Origin of the sequence: Teichococcus globiformis, from assembly GCF_042646265.1 — a bacterium.
GTDB lineage: Bacteria > Pseudomonadota > Alphaproteobacteria > Acetobacterales > Acetobacteraceae > Pseudoroseomonas > Pseudoroseomonas globiformis.
Window position 1 is genome coordinate 220,429 of sequence record NZ_JBHRTN010000008.1, and the last position, 23,002, is coordinate 243,430.

Consider the following 23,002-nt stretch of genomic DNA (forward strand, 5'->3'; position numbering starts at 1 on the left):
GCGGGCGCCGGGGTTGCTGCGCATGGCGGCATCCAGCGCCTTGGCCAGCGCCTTCTTCACCGTGTAGTCCACCATGCCCTGTGCCGCCGAGGGCAGGCGCTTGCGCAGCGCCTCGATCGGCGTGCCGGCCATGTTGGCCAGCCGCACCGCGATCGAGGTCTCGTCGAGCACGCGCCGCGCCTCGGACAACTCCGCTTCCGCCTCGGCGGGCAAGGGCAGGGTGGCCGGCAGGGCGGCTGCGGGTTCGGTCTCGCTCATGGCGCGGCGGGCTCCTGGTTTGTTCGGTAGCCTGCGGATCCGCCGCAGGACGCTCAGAGGATGAAGCGGCTGAGGTCGGCGCTGGCGGCCAGCGGCGCGACCTTCTCCTTCACATAGGCCGCATCCACCGTCACGGTTTCGCCAGAACGGTCGCTGGCGGTGAAGGACACCTCCTCCAGCAGCTTCTCCAGCACCGTGGCCAGCCGCCGGGCGCCGATGTTCTCGACCCTCGCATTGATGTCGGCGGCGAGGTCGGCGATCGCCTCGATGGCGTCCTCTGTCAGCGCCAGGGTCACCCCTTCGGTGCTCAGCAGCGCAACATACTGCTTGGCCAGCGAATGCTCGGGCTCGGTCAGGATGCGGCGGAAATCGTCCCGCGTCAGCGCGCCCAGCTCCACTCGGATCGGCAGACGGCCTTGCAGCTCCGGCAGCAGGTCGGAAGGCTTGGCGATATGGAACGCACCGGAAGCGATAAACAGGACGTGGTCGGTTTTCACCGGCCCGTGCTTGGTCGCAACCGTGGTGCCTTCGATCAGCGGCAGAAGGTCGCGCTGCACGCCCTCGCGGCTCACATCGCCGCTGCGCCCGCCGCCCTCGGCCGAGCGGCCACAGACCTTGTCGATCTCGTCGATAAAGACGATGCCGTTGTTTTCGGCATTGTGGATGGCATCGCGGGTCAGCTTCTCCTGGTCCAGCAGCCTGTCGGCCTCGTCCTGGGTCAGGGCGATGCGCGCCTCGGCGACCGACATCTTCCGCGCCTTCGCCTGGCGGCCGAACATCTTGCCCATCATGTCCTGGATGCCGGCCATCTGCTGCGGCGGCATGCCTGGCACGTCCATCATGCCGATCGGGGTGGAGCCGCCCTGGTCGGACACCTGCACCTCGACTTCCTTGGATTCCAGCGAGCCCTCGCGCAGCATGCGACGGAACTTCATCCGCGTCTCGCCGGAGGCGCCCTCACCCACCAGGGCGGTGATCAACCGTTCCTCGGCCGACAGCTCGGCCTTGGCCTGGACTTCCTTGCGGCTGGCTTCCCGCGTGCGGGTGATGGAGACCTCCACCAGGTCGCGGACAATGCTTTCCACGTCGCGGCCGACATAGCCGACCTCGGTGAACTTGGTGGCTTCCACCTTCATGAAGGGAGCATCGGCCAGCTTGGCCAGCCGGCGGGCAATCTCGGTCTTGCCGCAACCGGTCGGTCCGATCATCAGGATGTTCTTCGGCACCACCTCGTCGCGCATCGCATCCGGCAGCTGCTGCCGGCGCCAGCGGTTGCGCAGGGCAATGGCGACGGCACGCTTGGCGTCGTTCTGGCCGATGATGAAGCGGTCGAGTTCGGAAACGATTTCACGCGGGGAAAGATTAACGGCGTCCATTCTCTTGTCCTGGAGGGCCCTTTCGGGCCTGTCGTTCGACCTGTCAGGTCGGGGGGCGGGAGGCAGGGTTCAATCCCCCGGCCTCGGCCAAGGCTGCGGCATTGCCCACCGGGCACGCCGCCACCCTCCCCTCAAAGCGTTTCGAGCACGTACCGGCCATTGGTGTAGACGCAGATCTCGGCAGCAATGCCCATGGATTTCCTGGCAATGTCCTCGGCCGTCATGCCGTCCACATCGATCAGCGCGCGGGCGGCGGCCAGCGCGTAATTGCCGCCCGAGCCGATGCCGATGATCTGGTCCTCGGGCTCCAGCACGTCGCCATTGCCGGTGATCAACAGGGAGCGGTCCTTGTCCGCCACCGCCAGCAGGGCTTCCAGCCGGCGCAGGTAACGATCGGTGCGCCAATCCTTCGCCAGTTCCACGGCTGCGCGCTCCAGCTGGTCGGGAAAGCGCTCCAGCTTGGCTTCCAGCCGCTCCAGCAGCGTGAAGGCGTCGGCGGTGGCACCGGCAAAGCCGGTGATCACCTTGCCATTGGCGATGCGGCGCACCTTGCGGGCATTGTTCTTGACCACGGTCTGGCCCATGGAGACCTGGCCGTCGCCGGCCATGGCCACTTGCCCGTTCTTGCGGACGCAGAGAATGGTGGTGCCGTGCCAGCCCAGCGGGTCATGGCCAGACACGGACGGGGAGAAATTCGCGTTCATGCGGCGGAGATGGCATCGCATCCGCGCCGCAACAAGCCGGGCCACCAGCCGTGACGCTGCCATATGTGGGGCCATGCTCGGTGCGGTGGCGCTCGATGCTTGACCCGTGCCCCTGCGCCCCGCCATTGATGCCCGCAGCATGAGCGAGCCCCCACGCAATCTGGATCACGACCTGCTGGCAGATCGCCGACGGATGAAGCGGCGGTTGTCGCTGTGGCGCGGCATGGCCGTGCTGCTGGCACTGGGCGGGTTGTTCCTGTTGGCAGGGCCGCGCTGGATGGGCGGCGGCGTACCCGGTGCCGGCCATGTGCTGCGCCTGTCTGTCGAGGGCACCATCAGCGACGACCGCAAGCTGACCGAGGCGATCGACGCCGCGTCCCGTGATCCCTTGGTGCGCGGCATGATCCTGTCCATCGACAGTCCCGGCGGGTCGGTGGCGGGCGGCGAGGGGCTGCACGCCTCCCTGGCCCGCTTCCGGGCCGAGAAGCCTCTCGCCGCAGTGATGCGCGGCACGGCAGCCTCCGCCGGCTACATGATCGCCATGCCGGCCGAACGTGTTTTCGCCCGCGAATCGACCCTCACCGGTTCCATCGGCGTCATCCTGCAGAGCTTCGATGTCAGCGAGCTGCTGGCGACGCTTGGCGTCCAGGCGGAGCTGCTCACCTCCGGGCCGTTGAAGGGCGTGCCGAGCCCCTTCCGCCCCCTGGAGGCGCAAGGGCGGGACGCTTTGCAGAGGGTGGTGGCCGACATGCATGCGCAGTTCATCGACATGGTGGCCGTGGGCCGTGACCTGCCGCGGGATCAGGTGGCGCAGCTGGCCGACGGGCGGGTTTACACGGGCCGGCAAGCACTGGAACTCAAGCTTGTGGACGCCATCGGCGCGGAGCCCGAGGCCCGGGCGTGGCTTGCCGCCTCGCACCAGATCCCGCAGACGGTGCCAGTGCGTGACCTGGACCCGCGCGGTGCGGCGGAGCGGTGGCTGGGCGTTTCGGTCAGGGCCGTTGTGAAAACCGTGATTTCAGAATGGCTTGCGATTGACGGCGCCCGGGCCGTTTGGCAGCTTCCGCGTTAGCGGCACAGGAAAGGCGGGGCATGACCAAATCCGAACTGATCGCGCAGCTGGCGGCCGCCAATCCGCATTTGCGCCAGCCCGATGTGGAATTGATCGTCGGCACCATCTTCGACGAGATCACCGAGGCGCTGGCGCGTGGCGACCGGGTGGAGCTGCGCGGCTTCGGCGCCTTTTCCGCCAAGCAGCGCGACCCGCGAACCGGGCGCAATCCGCGCACCGGAGAGGCGGTGCAGGTGGAGGGCAAGGCCGTGCCGTATTTCAAGCCGGGCAAGGAACTGCGGGAGCGCGTGAATGGCGGCCCGCTGCAGGCCCCGAAGCGCCAGGCGGCGGCAGCATCATGAGGCTGATCGGCCTGCTGCTGACGGCGCTGCTGCTGCTGCTTTTGGTGCTGTTCGCCATTTCCAACCCAGCGCCCGTGGCGCTGCAGCTCTGGCCCTTCGACCTCAGCTGGGAGGTGCCGCTCGCGGGCGCCGTGCTGGGTGCGGCGGCGCTGTTCTTCGCGCTGGGAGCTTTGCTGGCCTGGGGCGGCGCGCTGCGCTACCGGCTGCGGGCCCGCAAGATGCAGCGTGCCGCGCAGTTGCTGGAAGCCGAGCTGGCCGACCTGCGCAAGAAGCAGGACGCCCGCCCGGCGGCCTCGGCCTCCACCGCGCTGGCGCCCACTCCGTGACTGGGCAGTCCTGACGTGCTCGGCAAGCCGAACCGCGCCGGCATCATCGCTGCCCTGGATACGCCCGAGGTGGCTCGGGCCGAGGGCTGGGCGCGGACCGTCGCGCCGCATGTCGGCATGGTCAAGGTCGGGCTGGAGCTGTTCTGTGCCGAGGGGGGCAACGCGGTGCGCCGGGTGGCGGCGCATCGCCCGGTCTTTCTGGACCTGAAGTTCCACGACATCCCCAACACCGTGGCAGGCGCCGTGCGCTCGGTCTGCGCGCTCCGCCCGGCTATGCTCACCCTGCATGGCGGGGGCGGCTCGACAATGATCGCCGCCGCCCGCCGGGCTGCGGAGGACGCGCTGGGCGAGGCGCGTCCCGCTATCCTGGCGGTCACCGTGCTGACCAGCTTCAGCACGGAAGGGCTGGCCGAAACAGGAGTCAATGGCGGCCCGGCCCAGCAGGTACTGCGGCTCGCAAGGCTGGCGCTGGATGCAGGCGCGGACGGGCTGGTGTGCTCGCCGCACGAGGTTTCCCGGCTGCGCGACGCCTTCGGTGATGGCCCGCTGCTGGTGGTGCCGGGGGTGCGGCCCGTGGGGGCCGAGCGGGGCGACCAGGCCCGCATCGCCACGCCGGAGGATACGGTCGCTGCCGGCGCCGACTGGCTGGTGATCGGCCGCCCGATCACTGCTGCGCCCGATCCAGGCGCCGCCGCCGCCGCCATTGCCGCCAGCCTCGCCGGACGCTGAGATGCCGGGCAGTCAGAACCGCCCCCAGGTCAAGATCTGCGGCATCAATGACGGTGAAGCCTTTGATGCCGCCTGCCGCGCAGGGGCGGAGTATGTCGGCTTTGTCTTCTACCCGCCCTCGCCCCGTTCAGTGGTGCCCGAGCACGCGGCGGCACTGGCCGCGCGTGCCGGCACCGGGCGCCGGCCGCTGAATGTGGGGCTGCTGGTCGATGCCTCGGATGACGAGATCGCCACGGTGCTGGAAGGCATGCCGCTCAGCCTGCTGCAGTTGCACGGTCAGGAAAGCCCCGAACGTTGCGCGGCGATCCGGACGCGTTTTGGCCTGCCGGTGATGAAGGCGCTGGGCATCGCTTCCCAGGCGGATCTGGCCTTGCTGGACCGTTACGCCGGAGCGGTGGACCGCTTCCTTCTGGATGCCAAGCCGCCCGCCGGGGCCAGTCTTCCGGGCGGCAATGCCAGCAGCTTCGACTGGAGCCTGCTGACAGGCCGCACCATCCCGCATCCCTGGATGCTGGCGGGCGGGTTGACCACCGTGAACGTCGCCTCGGCAATTCGCACGACCGGCGCGCCGGCCGTGGATGTTTCCTCGGGCGTTGAGCGGATGCGGGGGGTCAAGGATCCGGTGCTGGTTTCCGCCTTCATTGCCGCGGCCCATGCCGCCCGCATGTGACGGGAGCGACAGGATCTTTCCGCCGCGCTCCTGATTTTGGAATGGTCGGGCCATGCAGGTCGTTCCACTCGCACGGATATTCCTCTAAGCCTCCCGGACGACCGCCTCTCGGGAAGGAAACGCCATGAACCGCCGCGCCCTGCTTGGCGCCGCCGCGACCGCGGCCCCGGCTACCCTGCTTGCCGCCCCCGCCATCGCGCAGTCCGCGCCCGAGATCCGGTGGCGCCTGACCAGCAGCTTTCCGCGCAACCTGGACATCCTGTACGGCACGCCGGAGATGATCGCCCGCCGGGTGGCGGCCATCACCGACAACCGGTTCCAGATCCGTGTCTTCCCGGCCGGCGAGATCGTGGGTGGCCTGCAGGCGCTGGACGCGGTGCAGGCCGGCACGGTGGAGTGCGCCCACTCCGCCTCCTACTACTACACCGGCAAGGATCCCTCCTTCTCCTTCTTCACCGCCCTGCCCTTTGGGCTGAACAGCCGGATGTACAATGGCTGGTACCGGCATGGCGGCGGCGCGGCCCTCGCGGCGGAACTCTTCGCCGGCTACAACACGGTGGCGATCCCGGCCGGCGACACGGGCGCGCAGATGGGCGGCTGGTTCCGCAAGGAGGTCAGGACGGTGGCCGACCTCCAGGGGCTGAAGTTCCGCATTGCAGGCCTGGCCGGGCAGGTCTTCGCCAAGATGGGCGCGGTGCCGACCCAGGTTGCGGCGGCCGACATTTACCCCTCGCTGGAGCGCGGCACTCTGGACGCGGTGGAATTCGTCGGGCCCTACGATGACGAGAAGCTGGGCTTTGCCCGCGTCGCGCCGAACTACTACTTCCCGGGCTTCTGGGAGCCCGGCGCGCGGCTGCAGTTCATGGCCAACCGGGATGCCTGGAACGCCCTTCCCACTGCCTACAAGGCGGCGATCGAGGCGGCCTGTGCAGAGGCTGAGATCGACATGACCGCCCGCTACGATGCCGGCAACCCGCAGGCGCTGCGCCGGCTGATCGCCGCCGGCGCGCAGCTTCGCCCCTGGTCGCGCGAGATCCTTTCGGCCGGGTGGAAGGCGGCGCACGAGCTCTATGACGAGATCGGCGCGCGCAACGAACGCTTCAAGGCAATCTGGGACTCCTACCGCCGCTTCCGCGAGGACGAGTTCGCCTGGTTCCGCGTCGCCGAGAATTCCTACGACAACTTCGCCTTCACCGCGGCACAAACGGTGAAGTGATGCGCGGTTGCCCCGGCCGATTTAGTTCCGGGCCGGGGCAATGACTTGGAATTCACGAGGATTCGGGCGCGAGCATGGCGGTCCAGCGGTGACAGGGCCAGCCGCGCGGGGTATCCGGGGCCGCTGATCAGCCCAGGATGTGACCATGGACTTTGCTTCCTTCTTCTCCGCCGTGCTGATGGGCATTGTGGAGGGCGTGACCGAGTTCCTCCCGATTTCTTCCACCGGCCACCTGATCCTGCTGGGCGAAGCGATCGGATTCCAGGGACCGCCGGGCAAGGCCTTCGAGATCAGCATCCAGTTCGGCGCGATCCTCGCCGTGATGTGGCTGTTCAGGGAAACGCTGATTTCCGTGCTGAAAGGCATGTGGAAAGTCGGCAGCCGGGAATTCTACTACGCGCTGAATATCCTGCTCGCCTTCATCCCCGCCATGATCTTCGGGGCCACGCTTTACGGCACCATCACCCAGTTGCTCTACACGCCCTTTGTGGTGGCGTTGGCGCTGATCCTGGGTGGCGTCGCGATCATCATCATCGAGAAGTTCCGCCCCGCCCCGACCATCCATTCCGTTCCGGAGATGGGACCCTTGGCGGCGTTGCTGGTAGGGTTCGCCCAGGCGCTGGCGATGATCCCGGGCACCAGCCGCTCGGGCGCCACGATCATCGGCGCGCTTCTGGTCGGCGTGGACCGAAAGGTCGCGGCGGAATTCTCCTTCCTGCTGGCGGTGCCCACCATGTGGGCCGCCACGGTGTTTAGCCTGTGGAAGAACTGGGATGTGCTGGATGCCTCGGCGATGGGGCAGATCGGCGTGGGCTTCGTGGTCACCTTCATTGTCGCGCTGTTTGTTGTGCGCTGGCTGATGGCGGTGATCGGGCGGATCGGCTTCACACCCTTCGCGTATTACCGCATCGTGCTGGGCGGGCTGATCCTGGTCTGGCTTGCGCTGAGCTGAGCCAGCACGAAGCGCTTGAACGGCTGGAGGAACTTCGTCATTTTGGCGAAGTTCCTCCCGGTGGATTCAGCCATGTCGTTCACGGGCCGTGCCGTTTTCCTTGCCGCCCTTCTTCTCGCCAATCCCGTGCTTGCGCAGAGCTGGCCCAATGAAACCGGGCTGGGGGGCGACCTGATGAGCAATTCCGGCCGGCAGTTCGACCGGATGCGCGCCTTGGCTCCCGCCCAGTCCACAGGCGGCTTCGCGATGGCCGCGGTTCCCGTGCCCTTGCTGGACTGGACCCCGCCGCCTTCCCTCGCTGCCCCTGCCCCGACATCCCGCCCGGCGCAGCCCCGCCGCGCAGTGCGCCGCGCCGCGTCGCGCCCGGCGGCACCCGCCGCGGCTTCTGTCACCGCCATGCCGCGGCAGGATGAGTGGGAGCGCAGCCTGGCGGAGCGCGAGCGGGAACTGGACGCGGTGCGCCGCAAGCTGGAGGAGGATCGGCGCCGCTTCGAGGCGAGCCGCCGGCCCGATGCCTCTGCGCCGGTCCGGGCCACCCCTGCCGTGGCGCCGATCAGCCCCGCAGCAGGCGCGGCGCGGTAAGCAGCCCCATGGCGGCCGGCAGTGCCGCCATCAGCAGCAGCGGTGCGGTCCAGCCGAACACCGCCGCCAGGGCCGCGAAAGCCAGTGGCGCCAGGAAGTAGCAGAGAAAGGTGATCACCGTGCTGCCGGAGGTGGCATCGGCGATCCGGTGCTGCGGCGCGTAGCGCGCGACTTCGGCGAGCGCGATGCCATTCCAGCTCGCGGCAACAAAGCCGCAGGCGGCCGCCAGGGCCCCCAGAATCGGCCCCGCCGTGCCCACGGGCATCAGCGCCAGCGAGGCCGCCAGGGCCGAACCCGCGAAAGCCTGCACCGCAAGGATCAGGCTCGGCTTTCCGCTGCGGTCGGCAAGCCAGCCCAGCGTCATTCGGGCGGTGACGCCGGCCCCCTGCATCACCGCGAAAATGGCGCCGGCCTGCGGCAGGGACAGGCCGTGCTTGCCCACCAGCCAGGTGACGATGAAAGCGAAGAGCGAGCCTTGAAGGCAGGCGAAGGCGCCGCTCAGCGCGGTAAGCGGCCAGAGCATCGGGTGCAGGCGCAGCGCGGCGAAAGGTGCGGCCAGGTTGCCAGAGCTGAATAGGACGGCCGGGTGGATCGCTCGCCCCTGATCACGCCCGGCATCGAGCACACGCCGCCAGGGCTGCACCGCCAGCGCCACGCCGCAGGCCAGAACCAGCCCGGCGAGGCACACCGCTTCCCAGCCCCACCGCAGGGCGATCGCCGGTCCGGCCAGCCCCGCCAGCACTGCGCCCAGCGGGGCGCCTGCCTGTTTGACCGAAAAGATCAGGGTGCGGTGACGTGCCGGGGCAGTGGCCGCCAGGATGCGGCTGCCGGCCGGTGGCGTCGGCCCGTAGCCGAGGCCCAGAAACAGCGCGGCCAGAAACAGCACCGGCGGCCAGCCGAGCGCCGCCAGCGCGATGGAACAGCCGGACACCAGAACGCCGAGCTGCAGCATGCGCACCGCTCCCAGCCTTTCCAGAACAGGCCCGCCGCAGGCCAGGAACAGCACCGTGCCGAGCGACGTGAAGCCGGCCAGATAGCCGATGCTTTCCGGATCCAGACCGATGGAGCCTGTCATCACCGGAGCGACCACGGGCATGGTCTGGCCCAGCGCGGCGGCGGCGGTCTGCATCGCCAGGGTGACGCCCAGGGCGGATTGCCAGCTCGGAGCCGGGAGCGGTGCAGCGGTCACGGATCAAGGGCAGAGGGCGGGGCGGGAACAAGGCGGGGATTCGGCATCAACCCAGCTTCCCGCGCCACGGGTCGGGCGACAAGCGCCGGAGCGGCGCGCTCCTGCGATGCGGACGTCGAACGGCCTGGCGGCTTTGGACCCCCGCCTGTGGGCAAGGTGCGTGCCGGCCGCCGCGATGACCCCCGGTGCCACGCCGGGTCAAAGCTCGTCAGCGTTGCAGCGCCAGGATGTCGAATCGGGATTCCTGACGTGGCAGGGGCAGTTCGAGGCGCATACGGCCTTGGGACACCGGCACCAGGTAGCCGACCTGATCCCGCGCCGGGTCCTGGCCATAGCGGCGCGGCGCCTCGTCGGCTCCCCAGGCTTCGGCACCCGCATAACCGAGCCGTGCCTCGCCAAGATCGTAAAGGGTGCCGCTGGTCCGCTGTGACCCGGTCAGCTTTTCCAGGCGCAGCCCCGCCGCGTCGTCGGTGATGCGGCAGCGGAACTCGGCATATACCACCAGCACCGGCTTGCCGCCGAGCTTAAGGGTCCGGCAGCGCCAGTTCCCGGCCATTCCGCCTGGTGGCAAGGCGGCGGCCTCGCCCTCCAGCACGCGGTCCAGCACGGCCCTGTCAGCCGCGGCCCCACCAGCGCGGGCGGCGGCGATGGTCGCGGCGCGCACCTCGTCGAAGCTTTGCAGCCGCTCCCGGTCAGCGGGCTTGAGCCCGGAGGGAAACGTGCCATCGGCCAGGGCGGCGGCGGACAGCAGGACCAGCAGCCCCGCCAGCCACCCTGCCCTGGTCACGCGTTGAGCGCCTCGGGCACCGCGAACTCCGCCTCCGTCTTCTCGCGGATTTCCTCCAGCGTCACGCCGGGGGCGATCTCCACCAGCGCCATCCGCCCCTCGGCGCGATCGATGGAAAAGACACCGAGTTCCGTCACCACCATGTCCACCACGCCCTTACCGGTCAAAGGCAGCGTGCATTCGCGCAGCAGCTTGGGTTTGCCGCCGGCGGTGTGCTCCATCAGCACCACCACCTTCTTCACGCCGGCGACGAGGTCCATCGCCCCGCCCATCCCCTTCACCATCTTGCCGGGGATCATCCAGTTGGCCAGGTCGCCGTTGCCGGCCACCTGCAGAGCGCCGAGGATGGAGATGTCCACATGCCCGCCGCGGATCATGGCGAAGCTGTCGGCGGAGGAGAAGAAGGAGGTGGTCGGCAGTTCCGTCACCGTCTGCTTGCCGGCGTTGATCAGGTCCGGGTCCTCATCCCCTTCGTAGGGGAAGGGACCCATGCCCAGCATGCCGTTCTCGGATTGCAGCTGCACCGAGACGCCGTCTGGGATGTGGTTCGCCACCAGGGTCGGGATGCCGATACCGAGATTGACGTAGAAGCCGTCCTCCAGCTCCTGCGCGGCGCGGGCAGCCATTTCGTCGCGGGTCCATGCCATGATTCTTGCCCTCCCTCAGGCGACGTTGCTGTTGGCGGGGTTCAGGTCGGTGACGCGCTTACGCGTGGTGCGCTGCTCGATCTTCTTCTCGTAGCCTTCAGGCAGCTTGACGATGCGCTGCACGTAGATCCCCGGGGTGTGGATATGGTCGGGGTCGATCTGCCCGGCTTCCACCAGATGCTCCACCTGCACCACGGTCACCTTGGCGGCGGTCGCCATCATCGGATTGAAGTTGCGCGCGGTCTTGCGGAAGACGAGGTTGCCTTCGGTGTCCGCCTTCCAGGCATGGATCAGCGCGACATCGGCGAAGAGCCCGCGCTCCATGACGTAGTGCTCGCCGTCGAATTCGCGGGTTTCCTTGCCCTCCGCCACCTGGGTGCCGAAGCCGGTCTTGGTGAAGAAGGCGGGAATGCCGGCGCCGCCGGCGCGGATCCGCTCGGCCAGAGTACCTTGCGGGTTGAACTCGATCTCCAGCTCTCCGGCGAGGAATTGCTGAGCGAAGGTCTTGTTCTCGCCGACATAGGAGGAGATCATCTTGCGGATCTGCCGCGTTTCCAACAGCAGGCCCAGGCCGGCGCCATCGATGCCGGCATTGTTCGAGACGACGGTGAGCTCCTTCACCCCCGCATCGCGCACCGCTTCGATCAGCGCGGAAGGAATGCCGCAGAGGCCGAAGCCGCCGGAATGGATCAGCATGCCGTCCTGCAACAGCCCGTCCAGCGCCGCCTTGGCGTCCGGGTAGATTTTGCGCATCGCGAGTGACGCTCCCCAATGTAAACGTTCTGGACCGAGGCTAGACGCCAGGGCGTGCGCCGAAAAGAGGGGTGCGGAGGCATGTCAAAAAACCGCCATTCCGCCGCTTGCGCGGTGCGGGCCAGACCGTTATACCGCGCCCACTCCACTGGGGGGCCATAGCTCAGTTGGGAGAGCGCTTGAATGGCATTCAAGAGGTCGTCGGTTCGATTCCGATTGGCTCCACCATTTCCCTAAGGGCCTGATCGCTGATGCGATCAGGCCCTTAGTGCATTTTGGGATAGCGCCTGGTGTCCCGAAATCGACCGCGCCCCAGAGTGTCGGGGAACCAGCGGGACACCACCAAAATGTTGTCAAGAATGGATTGGGCGTGGCTTGGCGCCGCGGAACACGGCAGCCCGGCACCACCGGCTTCCGCCATGGCATGCGCCCTGGCACGATGAGACGCCGGGCCCCGCCGCGCTAAGTTGACATGGTGGCGGGCAGGCACCGAAGCTGGACAGGATGATGCCTGCCAGTCCCATCTGCATGCGGCCGGTGCTGCGGATTGAGCGCTCCTGATCATGTCAACAAATATGGGGCGTGGGCACTCAGGACTCATGCAGGCATCCGGCTCGAGGCGGTGCGCCTGCAGACGTGCGGGAACGAGCACCGCCCTCGCTGAAGGGGTACGAGGCGGCGGTGGCTGGGTGCCCGCGCTTGGAGCCGCCTGTTAGCGTCGTCCCAGCGCCTGAGCAAAGTTGGAAACCCTGGGCTTGGTTGGGAGGGCCTTCGTGGCCACCCTGAATGCCGCGCTGGAACTCAAGCACGGTCGCGGCAGGAAACGCTTCACAAGGCTCTGTTGCCGAGTGGGCCGCGGTTGCGGCGAAGCGAAGCGGGATCGCGCTGCTGCAGGATTGAGAAGTGCCTGCGGCGCAGCGGCTGGCGAGCGAATGGCCGAAGGAGGACATGGAATGGTCGGCCAAGCTGTTCGCCGTGATCCGGGACCGCCTGGAACTGCTCCGCCGGTGAGCGATGGCCACGGAGTCCAGGGCAGACGCGCTCCGGACAACCGCCAAGCCCAGGCGACCAAATCGCGGCCAATGGTGGTGACCCAGGTCTGACCCGCCTATATCGGAGTTGCCTGAATCTGCGGATCTTCCGCCGACGTGGGTAGCAGCCGGAAGGGCGAGAGCGACATCTGGGACGCCCGATGGCTGCCCGGAGGCACACCTTTGCGAGACCGGCATTGAAAGTCAGGTAGCACGGTGCTACCTCGTGGAGGTGTCAACGGGTGAAGCCAGGTAATGACCTCGAACTGGTTCGCAGGCTTGCCGCCGATGAAAGCAGCTGCGCCTTCTTCGACGTCGTCATCGCGGAGCTGCATAGCCACAAGATGGACTCGGACGACCTCCGCGACATCATCGCCACCGAGCTCGGCGAGGCGCACTGCTACGACAGCCAGGAGACCCGAAAGCACCGCGTGCCCAGCACATCGGACTACTACTCCATATGGGTGGACGAGTGCGGTGCGCACATGTTCCTGAAGCTGTTGGTCGACGCCGAAGGCGTCCTCTGGGTTACGTCGTTCAAGAAGGACAACCGCCATGACTGACACCTGCGTCAACTGCGGTCAGGCAGCCGTCTGCGAGCGGACGGTGCCCTTCGATGTCGAGCGCGATGGCCAACGGGTTACGATCCAAGACCGCCAGACCTACTGCGCCGCCTGCGGTCAGGTGAGCTACCGCGGGAACCAGATCTCCGAACACGAGCGCGCCGTCGCGGCCGCCACCCGGCAGATGCTGGGGCTGCTCACGTCGGACGAGTTGCAGGCGATACGGAAGAAGTACTTCCTGCTGCAGCGGGAGATGGAGGAGATGCTGTCCATCGGTCCCAAGACTTGGGTCCGTTGGGAGCGCGGCAAGGTCGTCCAAAGCAAGTCGGTCGACAAGCTCATCCGGAGCATCGCTGAGGATCCTGCCCTCGCTCAGAAACTGATGCACGATGCCTGCATCGACAACCCGGAGGCCGAGGCGGCCTTCCAACGCTTCCACGAGCAGGCCCGTAGCCGAGCCGCCGAGGTCATGCAGTCGCGGCTCGGGCATGTGGCGGGGGCGGACTACGGTGCCGTTGCCGAGGACGTCATCCGCGCCATCCATCTCTCCGCTTCCGGGCGCCGCGCCGCATGAGCGAGGCGGAGGCGAACGGGAAGGTCGTTCACCTTCCCCGCAGGCGCGCCCGCCCGGCGGTTGATGCGGCGGTGCAGGAGGTGGAACTCCGCATCGTGGCGCACTTCCGGGAGCAGAATGATCTGCTCCGGCAGATGAACGCCAACTTGAGCGCGCAGGTCCAACGCCTCACCAGCGGCATCGAGCGCCTGCTCGGCGAGGTGAGCGACGTGCGGACCGGCCGCAAGGAGGAGGCGTTTGCCAAGGTCGGTCCGGCCGACGCGTCGCCGGACCTGCCGACCGTTGGGGCCGTCGACGCCGCGCTCCTCTACACCATGACTTCGGCCAAGATCGGGGTGGCCCTCGACTTCAACGCGACCGAAATCGGTCACCTTCTCGGTCCCAAGGGACTCAAGTGGTCGGGCGACAGCACGTACCAGGAGGTGGGCCGCTGGGAAGCCGGGCACATGAAGTACTGGCACCACGACGTGCCCGAGCGCCTCAAGCGCATCCTGACCGACAAGACGCCGGAGGAACTGGGCATCACCAGCAAAGTGGCCATCTCGATGTTCGCACGTTGGAAGGCCCGCATCGAGAAGGCGGCCCCTGCGGCGGAGAAGCTCGCCTCCTGAACCTCCCGGCCTGGGCTTCCGGAGCGCTGGGCCTTGGATGTCCCTTCCTCTCCGCCGCCCGCCAGGACGCTTGGACAATGCGGTTCAGCGGCGTTTGTCGAGGTCCGAGACGTTCGAGCTAGGCTTGCGGCCTGAGGAGGACTGCCCATGCTACCCTACCCTGTCGATCCAGAATACAGGGCCGTGGGATAAGCAGCTGCCGATGATCAACCCTGCAGCCATCTGTGGCGGATCAGTGAGCGGTCCTGCCGGTATGCCAGGTACGCGACACGGTACTGGTCGAAAAACGCAGCGACCTCGCGGGGGATCCGGCGCGGCGCCACAACACCAAGGTGCCGGGCAGCCTTGCAGGCGGCCACCCATTCGCGGTCGGCGGCCGGATCCACTACCCGCGGCGGCACCGCTTCCGGGTCTGCGACGTCGTGCCCGAGCAGGAGCTCGAAGGCCACCCAAGCCTCCTCGCCTTCCACAGGGATGTCCTCCAGCGCGATCTGGCGCCCCAGTTCATACAGGCGCCCGCTCCTCGTCCTGGCGCGCCCCCCAACCGCGTCGAGTTCCTCGATCTCGGTCGACGACACCCACGACAGACCACCGGTAGCCGGGTGGCGCACGGCGTAGCCGAAGAGAACCTCGGCGCCGTCTTGGAGCGGCACCGCACACCACGGATCCATCCGAGCGTCGGGCGCTCCGTCAGCTAGGCTCACGACGCCCCAAATCCGGGTTCGCTCTTCTTCAGCATCGCTTTGTTCCTCATCAGCCAGACCGGAGCTGGGACACTGCCACGAATCATCTCGGCCCGCTCGCGGAAGCTACCGAGCTGCCGACAGGCTTCGGCAAACGAGTACCTGAGCCAGCCATGAGGCTGCCGAGTAGCCACTCTCGAACAGGCGTGCTCGCCCAACAGTGAACCGCCGAGCCTGCCTCAGACATAACTTGTAAAACTGTGTCGGGCATCAGCCGCTAAACCTGCGCCGCGTGCCTGGCTTCAGGCACAGCCACTTGCCGGAAGCATGTCAGCATGGACCCCAAGAAGCATCCCAGCGCCGTACGCACCGCCACTGCCACCACCCAAGCGGAATCCGCGCGCACCCAGCGGTGGGACTTCCTGGACCAGCTCCGGGCCATCCTGATGCTGATCGGCATCCCGTACCATGTCGGCCTCGTCTACGCGGCGCATGCCGTCTGGATCGTGGAGTCGCCGGAGAATTCACTCCCGGTGACCTGGGCGCTCCAGTTCAGCCACACCTTCCGCATGCCCGTGTTCTTTCTCATCGCGGGCTTCTTTGCCGCGCTGATGATCCGCAGGCGCGGTGCGGGACACTGGCTGGCCGGGCGGGGACGGCGCATTGGCATCCCTCTGCTGACGTCCCTGGTCCTGGTCAGCCCGCTGATGGTGCTCGCCAGCGGTGTCGCCGCCGGAGGCGTGGGCAACGCCCTTCCCGCCCTGCTGGCGGAAATGAGCAGCCCCAGCGCCGCCTGGACCGTGCACCTCTGGTTCCTCATCTACCTGCTGATCTACTGCGTGCTCTTCGCGGGGCTTTGGCTCCTGGGCAGCAGGTGCGGTCTCGGCGCCGTCGTCGGCCGTGCCCAGGACCGGCTGGAACAGGATCCGTGGCTGGGCTGGCTCGGCCTTGCGGCGCTGGGTCTGGTGGTCCTTGCCTGTGCCGTGGTGGCTGCGAAGCTGGAGATGGCCTACCTGATGGGCGGCATCTTCGTGGCGGGCCAGTTCGTGGCCGACGGCGTGATGTTCCTGGTCGGCGCCCTGATAGCGTCCCGCCCGGCTTGGTTCGAAGCCTTCACACGCCCCCGTTGGCCGATTTGGGGGGCCGCCCTCGCCGCGGCCGTCACCATGGCCGTGTACCAGGACGACGAGGGCGACATGAGCCGGGCCATCACCTACTTCCTGATGCCTGTGGTGGGCGTTCTGTTCGCGCACCTGCTGCTGTCGGCCGCCCGGCTCTGGCTGGACCGCCGGACGCGGCTGTCCACGGCCATGGTCGAGGCGGCGATGACCATGTACCTGGTTCACGTCCCTATCGTCCTCTGGCTGGCCGTCGGTTTTCTGGCCGTGGGATGGCCTGCTGAAGTCGAGTTCGTGCTGATCACCGTCCTCTCGGTGGCAGGCTCCTACGGCTTCCACCGCCTGGTGACCCGCCACCCGACCCTGAGCCTCCTCTTCAACGGCCAGGCCGCCCCGGCGCGCTCCAAGGCGCCCGCCATCGGCAAGGCGGAGCCGAGCAGTACGCGGGCGTAAGCAGACGCGCTCACTGCTTTCGGAGCGGCTCCGACGGCGGAACCTGCACCTGCTAGGACTGCCCCTGAACAAGTTTCAGGAAGACTTCCTCGAGGTCAGGTTGCCGTGTCGTGATGCCGCTGATGCGGAGGTCTGCCGCGTGCATGGCGCCCAGGATCCGCCGCACGCTGTTGCCGTCCTGCGCATACCGGAACACCAACCGGTGCGGCGAGGTGAGATCCGGCCCGAAGACACGGAGCCCGTCCGGCACCGACGCCAGCGGCTCCGCGAGGTCGACGAGCAACTCCTGGTCCTCCAGCCCGCGCAGCAACGCCGCCGTCGTATCGTTCGCGACGACCTGCCCGTCGGCGAGGATGGCGATGCGGTCGCACAGCGCCTCCGCCTCCTGGAGATAATGCGTCGTGAGGAGGATGGTGGTGCCATTGCGGTTCAGGAGCCGGACGTAGTCCCAGAGTTGCTGCCGCAGCGTGACGTCGACGCCTGCCGTCGGCTCATCCAGGACGAGGACTGGCGGGTTGTGGACCAGGGCCTTGCCGACCATGAGGCGGCGCCGCATGCCTCCGGACAGGCTGCGGGCAGGAGCCGTCGCCTTATCAGCCAGCCCCAGGATCTCGAGCAGTTCATCCGTGCGCCGGGCGGCCTTGGGGATGCCAAATAGTCCGGCCTGCACCTCGAGCGCGGCACGCGCCGGAAAATAGGGGTCGAGGGTGAGTTCCTGCGGGACCACGCCCAGCACCGCACGCGCCGCCCGTGGATCGCGGTCGACATCGACACCCCAGACCCTGGCGTGGCCGCCCGACTTCCGCACCAGCCCGGCCAGGATGTTGATGAGGGTCGACTTCCCAGCGCCGTTTGGGCCCAGCAGGCCGAAGATACTGCCTCGGGGAATGGCGAGGTTCACGCCCTTGAGGGCCTGCTTGCCCCTGCGGCCGCCGGTTCCCTGGTAGATCTTCTCGAGGCCCTCGACCTCGACGGCCATCAGCGGCTCATGCTGGGTCATGGCGGGCCGCGTCACTGCCGCAGGCGCCAGCCCGAGGCGAGCAGCCGGTGGCAGAGGATGCCGAGCACGGCATTGGCGAACAGGATGACGAGCACCCCCGTCAGAAGCGGCGCCTCCGTCACGCCGGTGATGCCGTGCCGGAACCCGTCCACGATGTAGAAGACGGGGTCGACGTAGGCGATGGAGCGGAACGGCTCCGGCAGGGAGCTGACGGCGTAGAAGGTGCCGGATAGCAACGTCAGGGGGGCGATGACGAAGTTCGTGATCGCCGCCTGCTGGTCCATCTTCTGCGCCCAGAGTCCGCCCAGCACGCCGAGCAACGAGAACACCAGAGCGCCCCCGGCCGCGTAGAACAGGCAAAGCGCCGGATTGGCCAACGGCATCGGCACGACCAGCCAAGCGGCGCAAGCCGTCAACGCGCCGACCATGAGACCGCGCGTCAGGCCACCGAGTACCAGGCCCGCCAGGAACTCGCCCGGTCCGAGCGGAGCCAGCAGCAGGTCGACAATGTTGCCTTGCACCTTGGCGACCAGCAGGGAGGACGAGGTGTTGGCATAGGCATTCTGCGCGATCGCCATCATGATCAGCCCGGGGACGATGAAGGCCAGGTAGGGAACGCCTCCCGGCGCAGGCGCGTGGCGGCCCAGTGCCACGCCGAAGACGACGAGGAACAGCAAGGTACTCACGACCGGGCCGCCGACAGTCTGCGCGGCGACGGCAAGGAAGCGCTGAACCTCGCGCCGGTAGAGGGTGGCAACCCCGATCCAGTTCACGCCCTCCATGCGGCGTTTGGACATCGTCAGCTTCGTCTCCCCGGCCATGCTGCTTGCCCTGCAATGGGTACGTGGTGCACTGGCGAAGTCGTCGCGCCGGGAACATTGGTCGCGTCGGCTTCGCGGAAGGTCAAGCGGCCGGTGCCCGCGAGCACCGGCCGCAGCGGAGCGGGCGAGTCTGGCCGGAAAGCCCCCACCGGTGTCAGGCGATGGGGCCGCCGCTCTCCGGGAAGATGTACCAGGAGCCGAAGTCGCCGATGCCCTCCACGAAGCCTGGCGCCTCGGCGAACATGAAGTCGCTCTGCCGCAGGTCGTCCTTGGCCACACCTTCGAGAAGGATGGACCCCATGAAAGTGCCGTCCCCGACCATGCCCCAGCCGACCAGGGCGCCCTCGGCGGTGTCCCGCACCACGACATCCGAGGGCTGGATGCCCTCCATGAAGGCGATGTGGTCGAAGGCGCCCTGGGCATCGCCGGTCGCCTCGAAGTCCAGGACCACGTCGCGGCCGCTGTCCATCCCCACCATGAAGGCGTCGGCGCCGCTGCCGCCGACCAGGGTGTCGTCGCCCATGCCGCCGTTCAGCATGCCGTGCGCGGCGCCCTCGTCGAGGTAGTCGTCGCCATCGCCGCCCATGAGCTCGTCGGACTCCGCCCCGCCCGAGAGCCTGTCATCGCCAGCCTCACCCATCAGGCGATCCATGCCGCCGTCGCCCGTCACGGTGTCATTGCCACCGCCGCTCTGGAGATGGTCATCCCCGGCTAGGCCCAGGATGGTGTCGTTGCCAGCCAGCCCGAAGATCGTGTCCGACTCCGCCGAGCCCGTCAGGGCGTCGGCACAGGCGGTGCCACGGAGAATGGCGTTTCCTTCGATGTCGAAGCTCAAGGTGCGGCCATTGAACAGGTGGTCGGCCAGGACGTCGAACACCGCGCCAGCCTGCGGCTCACCGGCAATCTCGGGTCCTTCGACGCTGGGCGTGGGTGCCTCGTCAGCGGGGCCCGCGGGCTCCCGCAGGCCGGGCGGCAACTCGGCCGCGTCGCCGAACATGAAGTCGTCCTGGGCGAGGTCCGACCTGGACACGCCCTCCAGCAGGACGGAACCGCCGTCCCAGGTGACCTGAACCCCGTCCGCGGTGTCCGCGAAGGCGAGGTCCGTCCACTGGAGGCCGTCCATCACCGCCAGGTGGTCGAAGATGCCGGGACCGGCGGTGAAGTCCTTGATGACGTCATGGCCGTTCATGCGACCGATCATGAAAGCGTCCGGACCACCTCCGCCGATCAGGGTGTCGTCGCCCATGCCACCGTCAACGGTGCTGTGCCCGTCACCCTCATCCAGGTGGTCGTTCCCGGCCCCGCCGAGCAGCGTGTCGGCGCCCGCGCCGCCGTAGAGGGTGTCGTCGCCGTCGCCGCCCTCGGCCCCATCGTCGCCCATGTTGCCAGAGACGAGGTCGGCACCAGGACCGCCATGGAGGACGTCGTCCATGGCGCCTCCGCCGATCCGGTCGTCGCCTCCCAGGCCCCAGGTGAGGTCGGCTCCCTTGCTGCCGCCCAGGACGTCGCCGCGATCGCCGCCGAAGGTGACGTTGTGGACGTGGCCACCAGCCGTGAAGTCGAAGTGAAGTCCGTCCAGCGCGCTGTGCAGGGTGTCAGCCACCCGGTCGGTGAGGTCCGGGAGCAGGCTGCTGAAATGCTGGTTTCTGCTCATGTTGAAGCTCCATCAGAATGGTTTGGTGTACCCCGGAAGCTTTGCTCCCGATGGAGATGCTGCGAGCCGGGTTCCGCATGCCCGGCCCGCGAAGGCGCGTCAGGCGCTCATCTCGCGGCAGGACGCGGCGCATTTCCGACACTGTGCGGCGCAGTCCTCCATGCCGCCCACCGCCTCACAGCTCTTGGCGCACTCCTCGCAGATCTCTGCGCATTCGGCGCAGGTGTGCTTGTGGTGGTGCGTGCCGATCAGCATCATGTCGGCCGACGTCTGGCAGATCGTCGCGCACGCCATCATCAGCCTGAAATGCTGCGGGTCCAGATGCTTGCCGCCCGCTTCGAGGCAGTGGTTCATGGCCATGCCCAGGCAGGTGGAGTGGCAGCGCAGGCATTCCTCGATGCAGGCCTGCATGGCCGGGGTCATCTGATGCATCTTGCTTCTCCAAGGAAGGGTGTCTTCGTGGCGGGGGCGGCCTGCGCGGCAGGTCGACGTCCCGAGCCGGGCGGATCGCGATGGCGCAGCTCCGCGCACGCAGCAGCGGTCCGGCCAAGCTCCGCCTTCCGCAGGCCCTGGGGCTCTGCGGCGCCTCAGAGCGCCCTATCGGGGTGGTGGAGAAGGAAGGTCTGGGGTGATGCCCGCAGCCGATGCGGTCGGCATGGCGAAGTAGTCGCTACCACCGACCACGAGTGCGGCCTGGAGCCTCGTTGTTGGCAGCAGCGCCATACCGGTTCCGCAATGTCCCAGCGTGCAGCAGCCGGGCCGCATCGTGTCGCCGTCACAGCCAGGGCAGCACTTCTTCCCGGCGTTTCTGCCTTTCATCGCGGGACCGGCCGATCGCATGACCTGAGACGCGGGCACGCCCTGGCCTGCATCAAACGACGCTTGCGTGACGACGGATGCGGCGGACAGCACTTGAGCTCCGCCATGGGCCGATGCGGGCACGGCGAACAGGGACACACACAGGGTGAGCGCCAGAACAAGTACAGCTTGGATTGCGCTCGCCGTCAGGCGCATCGGTTCGTCCGCTTCGCTGGTCCTCCAGTAAGCCGATAATCCGGACGGGGTTGCGACCTTCGCAGCATCAGGCGGCGGGCTGGGCCACGCTTTCGCGGCTCGCACCTTCGGGTGCCGGGACGTTCGCCGGAACTCAGCCGAGTGCGGCTGACGAGATCCTCGTCAACCGCGACCGGCACTTGGCAACTAGGTCGGGCCGCGCTCCGCCCTTGGCCGCAGCTCGTCACTGGCCTCTCCATGCCCGGCGTGCCCGCCATGGCCGTGGTGCATGAACAGGTGCATCAGCGGGCAGGCCAGCAGGAGCAGGTACGGCAGTGCGCCGAAGACATGCGCGTAATGCTCCCGCAGGACGTAGAACGCGACGATCAAGGCAAAGCCGATGACGACGACGCCCATCCGGCTGCGCCACCAGGACGTTTCCGCATGGTCATGCATTCTGGTTCTCCTTCCCACGCCTGGATCGTAGACGGCCGCCACGCGCCTCGGCCTTGATGTGGCTCAAGGCGCCGGAGGTAAGCTGCTGGACCGCTCGAACGGAGCGGCGGCCCATGCATCGGCGCGCCGGGCGCCACACGGGACACCGTAGTCTATACTCCCTCGGGGCGCGGGCTGGTCGAGGTCATCTCGGCGACAGCCCAGAGCACCAGCACCATCACGACGATCTCCCACCGGATGGAAGCCGCCAGCCGTGCCCCGGACCCCGGCGCGCCTGCCGCCAGGGCCGGTGTCAACCGGAAGCGGTGCCAGGCGGCAAAGCCCAGAAGGGTGCCGACCAGCGCCACCTTGGTGAGCAGAGACCAACCGTAGGCGGTGGTCACAAGCAGGTCCAGTTGACCGACCAGCAGCCACGCCAGCGCCGCACCAGCCAGGACGAGGCCAGCGACGACCCAGGAGGCCGCCCGCGCCCACGCCTCGACCATGCTGGCGGCCCGTGGCCCCGCCCGCCGGGAGGCAATTGCGAGGGGCCACAGGCTGCCTGCCCAGAAGGCCGCCGCCAGCAGGTGCACCACCAACGCCGTGGCCAGCAGCCAGCGCGGCTGGTGCTGGGTCGTGTGGCCGACCTGCGTGAAGCTCGCGGTCACCGCCAGCACGCCGACGGCCCCCAGCACCAGTCCTGCGCGCCCGACCTGGGTTGCCACCGCAACGGCAATCAGGCCCGCCCAGGTGACCAGCACGGACGTGCCGGGACCCGAACCCAGCATGATCTCCCAGATCTCGGCATCGAACGGATCGTCGCCCGATGCCAGGGCGACCTGGGCCACCAGCCAGGCGAGGCTCGAGACCAGCCCCGCCGCCACCATGGCAAGGGTCAGGCGGCGGCAGGCGGCGGCGTCACCGGCCTCCTGCATACGCCCGAAGCCCATGGCGAAGATGGCGAGGCCAGCGGCGCTGAGGCAGGAGACGTACTGGACCAGGCGCAGCAGCACGGAGAAGGCGCGCAGCGGATCCGGCTCGGGCCCCAGGAGCTCGAGGATCACCGGGCGGCGGTCACCGCGAAGCGCACCGCCCCGCTCATGACGTGACCATCGCTGCCCAGGGCGCGCCATTCGAGCCGATAGGCGCCAGGGCGCAAGGGTCCAGCCAACGTCGCGGTCACCCGGCTGGACGCGGCCCGGCCACCCTCGCGGCGCACCTCCTGCTCGCGGCCGCCCTCGTCGAGCAGGCGCAGCGCTGTCACGCGGCACTCCTCGCTGAACGCCAGGTTGAGCGTGCGCGGGGAGGCATCCAGCGTCGCGCCGTCGGGTGGGTCAGACGAGTGCAGCATCGCGTGCGCGGAGGCGGCACCAGATACCAGGATGCCGAGGGCGGCGGCGAGGATGCCATGGCGGAGGAAGGCGGAGCGGGAAAGCATGAGACCTCCTGTTTGTGCTCGCCGCG

At 68.2% G+C, this 23,002-nt stretch carries 26 protein-coding genes, 1 tRNA gene and 1 pseudogene; 13 read left to right on the forward strand and 15 right to left on the reverse strand.

Annotated features, from left to right (window positions below; all coding sequences use genetic code 11):
• From ACFOD4_RS08370 to hslV, 3 genes and pseudogenes are all read right to left on the reverse strand, one after another.
• Window positions 1–258: pseudogene (locus ACFOD4_RS08370) on the reverse strand (EcsC family protein); the annotation flags it as partial.
• A gap of 53 nt (window positions 259–311) precedes the next feature.
• Window positions 312–1,634: an ATP-dependent protease ATPase subunit HslU gene (gene hslU / locus ACFOD4_RS08375; RefSeq protein ID WP_379595536.1), complete on the reverse strand. Its 1,323-nt coding sequence runs from the start codon at window positions 1,632–1,634 to the stop codon at window positions 312–314.
• Between the two features lie 131 nt (window positions 1,635–1,765).
• Window positions 1,766–2,338, reverse strand: coding sequence for an ATP-dependent protease subunit HslV (gene hslV, locus ACFOD4_RS08380; RefSeq protein ID WP_379596060.1), 573 nt, complete (start codon window positions 2,336–2,338; stop codon window positions 1,766–1,768).
• Window positions 2,339–2,477: 139 nt separating this feature from the next.
• Between hslV and sppA the strand changes: the two genes are divergently transcribed.
• The 8 genes from sppA (at window position 2,478) to ACFOD4_RS08420 (ending at window position 8,226) form a co-directional block, all read left to right on the forward strand.
• Entirely contained in the window at window positions 2,478–3,410 is a 933-nt protein-coding gene (gene sppA, locus ACFOD4_RS08385) for a signal peptide peptidase SppA (RefSeq protein WP_379595538.1), read from the forward strand.
• A gap of 20 nt (window positions 3,411–3,430) precedes the next feature.
• The gene (ihfB, locus tag ACFOD4_RS08390) at window positions 3,431–3,751 is read left to right on the forward strand and encodes an integration host factor subunit beta (protein WP_379595540.1); all 321 of its coding nucleotides are present in this window, start codon (window positions 3,431–3,433) and stop codon (window positions 3,749–3,751) included.
• A complete protein-coding gene (locus ACFOD4_RS08395) occupies window positions 3,748–4,077 on the forward strand; it encodes a lipopolysaccharide assembly protein LapA domain-containing protein (RefSeq protein WP_379595542.1) in 330 nt (109 codons plus the stop codon). The genes ihfB and ACFOD4_RS08395 overlap by 4 nt, the downstream gene beginning before the upstream one ends.
• A 15-nt stretch (window positions 4,078–4,092) precedes the next feature.
• The gene (gene pyrF, locus ACFOD4_RS08400; RefSeq protein WP_379595544.1) at window positions 4,093–4,806 is read left to right on the forward strand and encodes an orotidine-5'-phosphate decarboxylase; all 714 of its coding nucleotides are present in this window, start codon (window positions 4,093–4,095) and stop codon (window positions 4,804–4,806) included.
• A gap of 1 nt (window position 4,807) precedes the next feature.
• Complete coding sequence (locus tag ACFOD4_RS08405) at window positions 4,808–5,476, forward strand: phosphoribosylanthranilate isomerase (RefSeq protein ID WP_379595546.1); 669 nt, start codon at window positions 4,808–4,810, stop codon at window positions 5,474–5,476.
• A gap of 124 nt (window positions 5,477–5,600) precedes the next feature.
• Window positions 5,601–6,692, forward strand: a complete 1,092-nt coding sequence (locus tag ACFOD4_RS08410; RefSeq protein WP_379595547.1) for a TRAP transporter substrate-binding protein — start codon at window positions 5,601–5,603, stop codon at window positions 6,690–6,692.
• A gap of 145 nt (window positions 6,693–6,837) precedes the next feature.
• On the forward strand, window positions 6,838–7,644 hold the full coding sequence (locus ACFOD4_RS08415; RefSeq protein WP_379595549.1) for an undecaprenyl-diphosphate phosphatase: 807 nt from the start codon (window positions 6,838–6,840) through the stop codon (window positions 7,642–7,644).
• A gap of 72 nt (window positions 7,645–7,716) precedes the next feature.
• The gene (locus ACFOD4_RS08420; RefSeq protein ID WP_379595551.1) at window positions 7,717–8,226 is read left to right on the forward strand and encodes a hypothetical protein; all 510 of its coding nucleotides are present in this window, start codon (window positions 7,717–7,719) and stop codon (window positions 8,224–8,226) included.
• On the opposite strand, the gene ACFOD4_RS08425 is transcribed toward ACFOD4_RS08420, so the two are convergent.
• From ACFOD4_RS08425 to ACFOD4_RS08440, 4 genes are all read right to left on the reverse strand, one after another.
• On the reverse strand, window positions 8,198–9,415 hold the full coding sequence (locus ACFOD4_RS08425) for an MFS transporter (protein WP_379595553.1): 1,218 nt from the start codon (window positions 9,413–9,415) through the stop codon (window positions 8,198–8,200). The genes ACFOD4_RS08420 and ACFOD4_RS08425 overlap by 29 nt on opposite strands.
• A 208-nt stretch (window positions 9,416–9,623) precedes the next feature.
• Window positions 9,624–10,202 (reverse strand): DUF4893 domain-containing protein, encoded by a 579-nt coding sequence (locus ACFOD4_RS08430; RefSeq protein WP_379595555.1) that lies wholly within the window; start codon window positions 10,200–10,202, stop codon window positions 9,624–9,626.
• Window positions 10,199–10,849, reverse strand: a complete 651-nt coding sequence (locus tag ACFOD4_RS08435; RefSeq protein WP_379595556.1) for a CoA transferase subunit B — start codon at window positions 10,847–10,849, stop codon at window positions 10,199–10,201. The genes ACFOD4_RS08430 and ACFOD4_RS08435 overlap by 4 nt, the downstream gene beginning before the upstream one ends.
• Window positions 10,850–10,864: 15 nt before the next feature.
• Complete coding sequence (locus ACFOD4_RS08440; RefSeq protein ID WP_379595557.1) at window positions 10,865–11,602, reverse strand: CoA transferase subunit A; 738 nt, start codon at window positions 11,600–11,602, stop codon at window positions 10,865–10,867.
• Window positions 11,603–11,754: 152 nt separating this feature from the next.
• On the opposite strand from ACFOD4_RS08440, the gene ACFOD4_RS08445 reads away from it, so the two are divergent.
• From ACFOD4_RS08445 to ACFOD4_RS08460, 4 genes are all read left to right on the forward strand, one after another.
• Window positions 11,755–11,830 (forward strand) — tRNA-Ala (locus ACFOD4_RS08445).
• A gap of 1,045 nt (window positions 11,831–12,875) precedes the next feature.
• Window positions 12,876–13,196 carry a hypothetical protein gene (locus ACFOD4_RS08450; RefSeq protein ID WP_379595559.1) on the forward strand — a complete coding sequence of 107 codons (321 nt, stop codon included), beginning with the start codon at window positions 12,876–12,878 and terminating at the stop codon, window positions 13,194–13,196.
• Window positions 13,189–13,770, forward strand: a complete 582-nt coding sequence (locus ACFOD4_RS08455) for a type II TA system antitoxin MqsA family protein (protein ID WP_379595560.1) — start codon at window positions 13,189–13,191, stop codon at window positions 13,768–13,770. The genes ACFOD4_RS08450 and ACFOD4_RS08455 overlap by 8 nt, the downstream gene beginning before the upstream one ends.
• Window positions 13,767–14,381, forward strand: a complete 615-nt coding sequence (locus ACFOD4_RS08460) for a hypothetical protein (protein ID WP_379595562.1) — start codon at window positions 13,767–13,769, stop codon at window positions 14,379–14,381. The genes ACFOD4_RS08455 and ACFOD4_RS08460 overlap by 4 nt, the downstream gene beginning before the upstream one ends.
• Window positions 14,382–14,587: 206 nt before the next feature.
• Here ACFOD4_RS08460 and ACFOD4_RS08465 read toward each other — a convergent pair whose 3' ends face one another.
• Window positions 14,588–15,034 carry a hypothetical protein gene (locus ACFOD4_RS08465; protein ID WP_379595563.1) on the reverse strand — a complete coding sequence of 149 codons (447 nt, stop codon included), beginning with the start codon at window positions 15,032–15,034 and terminating at the stop codon, window positions 14,588–14,590.
• Between the two features lie 365 nt (window positions 15,035–15,399).
• Here ACFOD4_RS08465 and ACFOD4_RS08470 point away from each other — a divergent pair, with 365 nt between their 5' ends.
• Entirely contained in the window at window positions 15,400–16,635 is a 1,236-nt protein-coding gene (locus ACFOD4_RS08470) for an acyltransferase family protein (protein ID WP_379595565.1), read from the forward strand.
• 52 nt (window positions 16,636–16,687) lie between these two features.
• Here the strand turns inward: ACFOD4_RS08470 and ACFOD4_RS08475 are convergent, their stop codons facing one another.
• From ACFOD4_RS08475 to ACFOD4_RS08505, 7 genes are all read right to left on the reverse strand, one after another.
• On the reverse strand, window positions 16,688–17,635 hold the full coding sequence (locus ACFOD4_RS08475; RefSeq protein ID WP_379595567.1) for an ABC transporter ATP-binding protein: 948 nt from the start codon (window positions 17,633–17,635) through the stop codon (window positions 16,688–16,690).
• A gap of 11 nt (window positions 17,636–17,646) precedes the next feature.
• Window positions 17,647–18,432 (reverse strand): ABC transporter permease, encoded by a 786-nt coding sequence (locus tag ACFOD4_RS08480; protein WP_379595568.1) that lies wholly within the window; start codon window positions 18,430–18,432, stop codon window positions 17,647–17,649.
• Between the two features lie 178 nt (window positions 18,433–18,610).
• The gene (locus tag ACFOD4_RS08485) at window positions 18,611–20,110 is read right to left on the reverse strand and encodes a calcium-binding protein (protein ID WP_379595569.1); all 1,500 of its coding nucleotides are present in this window, start codon (window positions 20,108–20,110) and stop codon (window positions 18,611–18,613) included.
• A gap of 99 nt (window positions 20,111–20,209) precedes the next feature.
• Window positions 20,210–20,533, reverse strand: a complete 324-nt coding sequence (locus ACFOD4_RS08490; protein ID WP_379595571.1) for a four-helix bundle copper-binding protein — start codon at window positions 20,531–20,533, stop codon at window positions 20,210–20,212.
• 777 nt (window positions 20,534–21,310) lie between these two features.
• The gene (locus tag ACFOD4_RS08495) at window positions 21,311–21,559 is read right to left on the reverse strand and encodes a DUF2933 domain-containing protein (RefSeq protein ID WP_379595572.1); all 249 of its coding nucleotides are present in this window, start codon (window positions 21,557–21,559) and stop codon (window positions 21,311–21,313) included.
• A gap of 152 nt (window positions 21,560–21,711) precedes the next feature.
• The gene (locus ACFOD4_RS08500) at window positions 21,712–22,602 is read right to left on the reverse strand and encodes a CopD family protein (RefSeq protein ID WP_379595574.1); all 891 of its coding nucleotides are present in this window, start codon (window positions 22,600–22,602) and stop codon (window positions 21,712–21,714) included.
• Window positions 22,599–22,976: a copper resistance CopC family protein gene (locus tag ACFOD4_RS08505; RefSeq protein ID WP_379595575.1), complete on the reverse strand. Its 378-nt coding sequence runs from the start codon at window positions 22,974–22,976 to the stop codon at window positions 22,599–22,601. Before ACFOD4_RS08505 ends, ACFOD4_RS08500 begins: the two co-directional genes overlap by 4 nt.
• Window positions 22,977–23,002: the final 26 nt, after the last annotated feature.